Source organism: Nitrospirae bacterium CG2_30_53_67, assembly GCA_001873285.1.
Classification (GTDB): domain Bacteria; phylum CG2-30-53-67; class CG2-30-53-67; order CG2-30-53-67; family CG2-30-53-67; genus CG2-30-53-67.
In genome coordinates this window covers 1-5,893 of sequence record MNYV01000183.1, presented here as the reverse complement: position 1 = coordinate 5,893, position 5,893 = coordinate 1, and the positions used below count along the sequence as shown (strand labels likewise).

Below are 5,893 nucleotides of genomic sequence, written 5' to 3'. Positions count from 1 at the left end.
CGTAACCGAACATCGCGGCAAAGGACTCATTGACCTTTAAAAGCCTTCCTTCTTCAGAGAGAGCAATCCCATCAAAGGCGGCCTCGGTCAACTGCCGGAACCGTTCCTCGCTCTCCCTCAAGACCTCTTCCGCCTCTTTGCGCTCGATGATCTCATGCTCCAGTTCTTTTTTCGCTTTGTTGAGCGCTTCGACATGACCTTTAATCTGGTTCATCCGGACCAGGTTGATCAGGAGATAACCGCAAATCATGGCCGTAAACATCAACCCGGCCGCAAGGATCCCCCAGGGCTCCCAGGTTCTTGCGGCATGGACATAATCCGGTGTGGTCCGGCAAAGCATCCGCCATGTTCTGCCTGCCACATCAAAGCGCTCCTCGTAGTAGATCCCTGATTTGAGCTGAGTCTCATCTGTAACGGGCTGCACGGATTCCTTCCTTGTCCGAAAGGCATGGAAATATAGAAGTCGTTCGTCTGCAGGGGCGGAGTCGTCGTAAAGGTAAATATCAATCCCCTGAGGATGGGAAAATATCAGGCTGTTTTTCAGCATATCCCCGACCCGATAAACTCCCGCTACAAAACCCGAAAGATTTGCGCGCCTGAATTCCACGGTATCAACCTCAGCATCTTTGCGGAAGACCGGGTGAAATACCCGGATAGCGGACTCTTCCTCTTTTATCTGTACGAGATGAATTCTTCTGGTGGCTGCGGTCTTTCCGGTGTCGGCAGCCAGGTTCATGGCCTCAAGCCTAGCGGGCCTTGTGGCGGCATCAAACCCCAGGACGCGCTCGTTTCCCTTCAGAGGTTCCAGAAAATAGACGGGGAAATACTCGTCCCGTCGGCCCGCCCTGACCCGCTTGCCTGCCGCATTGATCTCGCTGATTTCGAAATCCTGGAACCCCTCTCTTCGCGCCGTCTCTTCAAAGACGATCCGCTCCTTTTGGAGAACACGAGGAATCCACTCCAGCGCCTGCACGGATGGATTTTCCACCATCATGTGCTCGGCAAACTTCCTGAATTCCAACCGTTCAACCTTTTCAGAACCGAGATAAAAGGCGTGGAGCGCATCAAGCTCGTGCAAATTGATTTGAATGGTTTTTCTGAAAGCGGAGATATGGTCCGCAGCAATCCTCTCAAACTCCGCCTGTATCTTTTTGTTTTCCCACGTCCGTGAAGTGTTGAACAGAAACAAAGAGAGGGCGATCCCCAGACAAGCCGCCACAATCAGTACAACGTATTGATGCATAAACCCGAAAATGCCGTATCCGTTTGATGCAATCTTTTCTTGATGGGTCATCCGTTTTCCTTTCCGTTGATCAAAGCATATTCAGCGCCTGATGAATCTGAGGGATGATACGGACGCTCCGGAGGCGCTCCTTGCACGCGCCTTGAATGTCGAGCAGGCGGCGGGTCCATTCCGGATCAGCCTCGGCGCCGTGCACCGGCTGAAGGATCAGGGGGATCCCGGGATCGGCCTTCTCGATCAGATCGGATAGAAGACGGATCTCCTCATCGGTCACACGGGGTGTCAGCACCGCCTTGATATAGAGTTTCCTGGTCTTCGCCAAGTCCAGAAAGAGCCGGTGTGATTCCCAGTCCTCGGCCTCGCCCGTGGCCGAGGCGAGCTTGACATCCATGGAGATGGTCTCCACCCACGGCAGGATCTCTCCGAGTTCATGATACAAAAGACCGTTGGTCTCCAGGAGAACCGGGATCTCACGGATTACGGCCGGAAGCAGAGCGGACAGAAATCCGGCATGGAGCAGGGGTTCCCCGCCGGTCAATACCAGAGACTGATGCAGGTGTCGGTGTCTCACGGCGTCCCGGATGATCCGGATGAGTTCTTCCGCACTCAGGGGGTTGGGGCGTGCGGTAAAATCCCTGCGCCCCGGCGTTTTTTCAATCAGGCAGTCTCTGACCGGACCTTTGGACGCCTCCGTATCACAGTATTGACAGGCACGGTTACAGCCGTAGAACCGGACAAAGAGCTGGCGCTCCCCCACCAGCGGTCCCTCACCCTGAATCGAGGAGAATATCTCCATGATCTCAGCCGCAGCATCCATCAGGGTACTCCACGCACCTTGCAGCGCGCCTCCGTCATCCCTTCTAACTCATCGAGATACCCGGCCATCACGTCCTTGGCCAGGGCCCTCGGCTCCACGCCAAGATCGTTCAGACCCATGGTCTTTACAGGGGTCCCCCGGCTTTCGATGTTGAGACCCACGTGAATCATGCAGGAAACCGGGCTTTGCACGGCAATGGAAACCGAAAGCTTTGCATCCCCTTCGTACAGGTCATCCCCCTTGCGCCGGATGATCTGCGCCTTGAATCCGCCGTTGAGGATCTCCTGAATGATACAGATCAGGAGCCTCTGCCGGAGGATCGCCGTCTCGAGCCCGCACCCGAAATGCTCCACGATAAAGTGCAGCATCCGTTCGCTCCATATCGGCGCATCTGCTTTGACATCCACGAGATCCGCCATCCGGTCGGTACCGACGTCACAAGGGCCTGCAAAGGCCACCATGCTGTCCCCTAAAAGGCCAAAAGACCTGAACGCCCAATGGGAGGCAAGCTCCCTCCCCGTATAAGGAATCTCCTGTTCAATCAGCCTGCAGATCATCCCTTCTCTCCTCTAATATAAAGAAAAACCCCTTTCCATATCGAAAATACCCTCTCTGTCGAATGCCCGGAGACAGCCATGATCATACATGGAAATCCGATCCAATAAAATACAAAAATCATCCGATGATAGAAATACGTTGACTTATGCCGATAAGGTATAGTAACTTATGGAAAAGATTAAGTAATAAAATAAAAGGATTGTCGTGGCGATGTCATTTTATCCTTTTGTTTTCTAAAAGGTCCGCTTCACATTTTGGAAGAGAGATAAGCAATGCCTGCTAAAAAGAAGAAATCGCCCCTTTTCATTATTTTTTTGCTTATACTCCTCTGCATCGTCTCGGGGATCCTTTATATTTCCATGAAGGTTTTTTCACCTGTAAAGATTGCGGCCACGGACATCTCTACTGAAGCCGCTGAAAGCTGCCAGGCAAAGATCACCAAGATGCTCATTGACGAAACCCTGGCCTTCAATTTCAAAAAAACCAAAGACATCTCATTCACGGGGATGGAAATCAACTCATGGGTTCAGCAAAAACTGGAGAATGACCGGGTATTCAAGGTCTATGTGCAATTGGACAAGGATCGGACCATCTTTTCCGGTCTTTTTAATCCGTTCATCAGCAAAACCTTAAGCGGCATGGAAGAGAACTTTATCTCAAAGCAACTTCGCAATGCCAAGATCGCCTTCCGGATCGTAACCAAACCCGCCGTTCGATCCAACCAGATCGTTTTCGAGCCTGAAGAGATTTTCCTTGGAGACCTTCGAATCCCTCCGCAATTCATGCCTGAAATTCTGAACGACCTGGATATCAATCCCTTTGAAAAACAGATCCGCACCATCAAGGAGGTTCATATCATCGGCGGTTCACTCATCGTGACCGTTTATGCAGATTGATCCCCCAGGGAGACGCCTTGAAACTCTTCATCTCCGCTCTCGGGCTTGCCATGGTCTTCGAGGGAATCTTATACTTCGCTTTTCCAAATCAGATAAGAGAACTGGCAAAACGCCTTCCATCCATACCGAGCGGCGTGATCCGCACCTTCGGCATCACCGTCATGGCAGCCGGATTGATCGTCATCTACCTCGGCCGGCGTTATTTCTGATGCAAATATATGAGAGCGGTCTTGTGACGGGGGATGCGTAACCGAAAGATAGAGGTGAGCGATGCTTTCGAAATGATATTTCTTATGAATCCGATTTGGAAAATAGACTTGACATATGTAATAAAATATATATATTAGATATATATACTTGGTCAGAGGAGATATAAAATGAAAACAACATTAGACATCCCAAATGACCTTATACGTGAGGCAATGAAGCTCTCAAAAAGCAATACAAAGAGACGGGCGGTCATCATGGCATTGCAGGAGTTCATCCGCAGGAAAACCATTGAAGAAGCAATTGCCATGCAGGGAAAGCTCGAGTTCATGGCCGACTGGGAGAAGTTAAGACATGAAAGATAAGGTCCTGGTTGACACCCCCGTGTGGATTGAATTTTTCCGAGGGGGAAATGACCCGGTGTCGGCTTCCCTGAAGCCATTGCTCGTTCGCAACAGCGCCGCTGTGTCAGGGATTGTTGTGACCGAGCTCTACAGAGGAGCCAAGGGCGAAAGGGAGCTTAGATTTCTCATGAAGTTTCTGGAGGCCGTCGATTATATCAAGACCGATGAAGAGGTCTACAACAAGGCAGGAAGCATGGGCCACAATCTATCCAAACAAGGTATTCACATCGGCGCCGTAGACTTGATTATTGCTCAAACAGCACTTGAGCATCGCATGTCTCTTTATTCCCTGGATCGCCACTTCGAAAGAATCGCCGAGCACTATCCGCTCAAGCTGTTCCAATAGACGAGCCCGGAACCCATTTGCCCTGTTTAAGACTAATCCCGCCCCCAAGGGGCGGTGAATGCGTTCGCTATGCATTTTCAATAATTCAGCACTGGGAGGCCCCTTCGACTGCGCTCAGGGCAGGCGCCGGGAGGCATTTCATTTTCCCATCCTTTGTAAGAAGGGGAATGGAGAGGTAGATTCACCTTGGCTCTACCCCGCCTATCCTCCCATCAACGAGCCATCGGCTTACAAAGGTGAGGCGAATATAGATTATAGTAATTTTAAACGAAGAAGTTTCTTGGCCAGATGATATAAATCGGAACGGCTTCCTTGTTTTCGAATGCCAACCGCTACTATTATAACAACCACTTCCTTCCTTTCCACACGGTAGAGAATACGATAACGTTGTCCAACCGCCCTTATGCTTCGATATCCTGCGAGGTCACCGGTCAAAGCTTTGCCTTGTTTGTCGGGATCTTGCGATAGACCATCTATTCGATAGGCAATCTTCTCTCTTACACGGCGATCAGAAATAGCTGCAAGCATTTTTTTTGCCTTCTCGGTGAGAACTATTTTGTAACTCATCCTTCTAACCCAAGATCATTTTTCGCCTCCTCCCATGGGATTGTTTTCCCTTCCTTTATTTCCCGGATGCTTTGTTGCAGACCTTCCATTAGATCTTTATCACCCATGATTTCCAGAGTTTCTATTAACGACTCATAAAGATCCCATGGCATGACTGCAAGTATCGGCTCTCCTCGCCTTGTGACAGCAACTGCCTCGGGTTCTTTCTCCCTTGCAAACTCCTTACTAAGATCTTTGAGTTTGTAACGGGCCTTGGTAATGGGTAATGTCTTCGTCACAATGTACTCCTCTCTACGAGTCATCGACCTGTCTTATATGCATCTTAATGTACATTTATTTGTCCATTTTGTCAATACCCAATATTTCCCCAAATTATTTTCTTTTCGTGTGCATATCCGGCAAGTAAAATATTTTCATGAAGAAAAGGGAGGAATTTCAATTTCCCCTCTTTAGTAAGGAGAGACGAATATTAAATAAGTATATAATGTGGTTATGTCTTGAACTGGCAAAATTCCGTGAAGGCCGTCCTCAATAACATTGGTATCCGAGACCCCTCCTACATAAAAAAAATCTCGTCCTTATTGATTTTCAGATGACTTGAAATGTCAGCTTTGATTGCCCCCGCTCATAACCCGCTCTTTAATTCCGTTCCCAGAAATATCAGGAATGTTTTAATCTCTCTGATAAACCATTCAGCAACCGTATCAAATTTTTTGGAAAGATATATGACCCGCTCTCCCTTCAGCTCAAAGCCGTAAATATTCCTGAACACATGTCTGAAGGAAAGAAAGTCATCAAGCTCTGCAGCAAGTTCTTCCGAGATAACAGCCGGCCGTATGCCTTTCATGCCGACCG

Annotated in this window: 8 protein-coding genes and 2 pseudogenes; 4 read left to right on the top strand and 6 right to left on the bottom strand. The window is 49.3% G+C overall.

The features are described 5' to 3' along the window. The 3 genes and pseudogenes from AUK29_11320 to AUK29_11310 all read right to left on the bottom strand — a co-directional run bounded on the left by AUK29_11320 (nt 1) and on the right by AUK29_11310 (nt 2,617). A pseudogene (locus tag AUK29_11320) lies at nt 1–1,294 on the bottom strand (hypothetical protein). A 19-nt stretch (nt 1,295–1,313) separates the two neighbouring features. Beyond that, nucleotides 1,314–2,060, bottom strand: a complete 747-nt coding sequence (locus AUK29_11315) for a hypothetical protein (protein OIP60571.1) — start codon at nt 2,058–2,060, stop codon at nt 1,314–1,316. Then, nucleotides 2,060–2,617, bottom strand: a complete 558-nt coding sequence (locus AUK29_11310; protein ID OIP60570.1) for a hypothetical protein — start codon at nt 2,615–2,617, stop codon at nt 2,060–2,062. The genes AUK29_11315 and AUK29_11310 overlap by 1 nt, the downstream gene beginning before the upstream one ends. Before the next feature lie 273 nt (nt 2,618–2,890). Here AUK29_11310 and AUK29_11305 point away from each other — a divergent pair, with 273 nt between their 5' ends. The 4 genes from AUK29_11305 to AUK29_11290 all read left to right on the top strand — a co-directional run bounded on the left by AUK29_11305 (nt 2,891) and on the right by AUK29_11290 (nt 4,471). Further along, nucleotides 2,891–3,514: a hypothetical protein gene (locus AUK29_11305; protein OIP60569.1), complete on the top strand. Its 624-nt coding sequence runs from the start codon at nt 2,891–2,893 to the stop codon at nt 3,512–3,514. 17 nt (nt 3,515–3,531) lie between these two features. Then, nucleotides 3,532–3,723 carry a hypothetical protein gene (locus AUK29_11300; protein OIP60568.1) on the top strand — a complete coding sequence of 64 codons (192 nt, stop codon included), beginning with the start codon at nt 3,532–3,534 and terminating at the stop codon, nt 3,721–3,723. 168 nt (nt 3,724–3,891) lie between these two features. Then, a complete protein-coding gene (locus tag AUK29_11295) occupies nt 3,892–4,086 on the top strand; it encodes a hypothetical protein (GenBank protein OIP60567.1) in 195 nt (64 codons plus the stop codon). Continuing rightward, entirely contained in the window at nt 4,076–4,471 is a 396-nt protein-coding gene (locus AUK29_11290) for a hypothetical protein (GenBank protein ID OIP60566.1), read from the top strand. Before AUK29_11295 ends, AUK29_11290 begins: the two co-directional genes overlap by 11 nt. A 252-nt stretch (nt 4,472–4,723) precedes the next feature. Here the strand turns inward: AUK29_11290 and AUK29_11285 are convergent, their stop codons facing one another. The 3 genes and pseudogenes from AUK29_11285 to AUK29_11275 form a co-directional block, all read right to left on the bottom strand. Next, on the bottom strand, nt 4,724–5,038 hold the full coding sequence (locus AUK29_11285; GenBank protein ID OIP60565.1) for a plasmid stabilization protein: 315 nt from the start codon (nt 5,036–5,038) through the stop codon (nt 4,724–4,726). Continuing rightward, entirely contained in the window at nt 5,035–5,316 is a 282-nt protein-coding gene (locus AUK29_11280) for a prevent-host-death family protein (GenBank protein OIP60564.1), read from the bottom strand. The genes AUK29_11285 and AUK29_11280 overlap by 4 nt, the downstream gene beginning before the upstream one ends. Nucleotides 5,317–5,663: 347 nt before the next feature. Beyond that, a pseudogene (locus AUK29_11275) lies at nt 5,664–5,893 on the bottom strand (hypothetical protein).

Coding starts and splice junctions, on each gene's coding strand:
- AUK29_11305 (OIP60569.1), top strand. CDS start 2,891: ATGCCTGCTAAAAAGAAGAAATCGCCCCTTTTCATTATTTTTTTGCTT.
- AUK29_11285 (OIP60565.1), bottom strand. CDS start 5,038: ATGAGTTACAAAATAGTTCTCACCGAGAAGGCAAAAAAAATGCTTGCA.
- AUK29_11295 (OIP60567.1), top strand. CDS start 3,892: ATGAAAACAACATTAGACATCCCAAATGACCTTATACGTGAGGCAATG.
- AUK29_11315 (OIP60571.1), bottom strand. CDS start 2,060: ATGGATGCTGCGGCTGAGATCATGGAGATATTCTCCTCGATTCAGGGT.
- AUK29_11310 (OIP60570.1), bottom strand. CDS start 2,617: ATGATCTGCAGGCTGATTGAACAGGAGATTCCTTATACGGGGAGGGAG.
- AUK29_11290 (OIP60566.1), top strand. CDS start 4,076: ATGAAAGATAAGGTCCTGGTTGACACCCCCGTGTGGATTGAATTTTTC.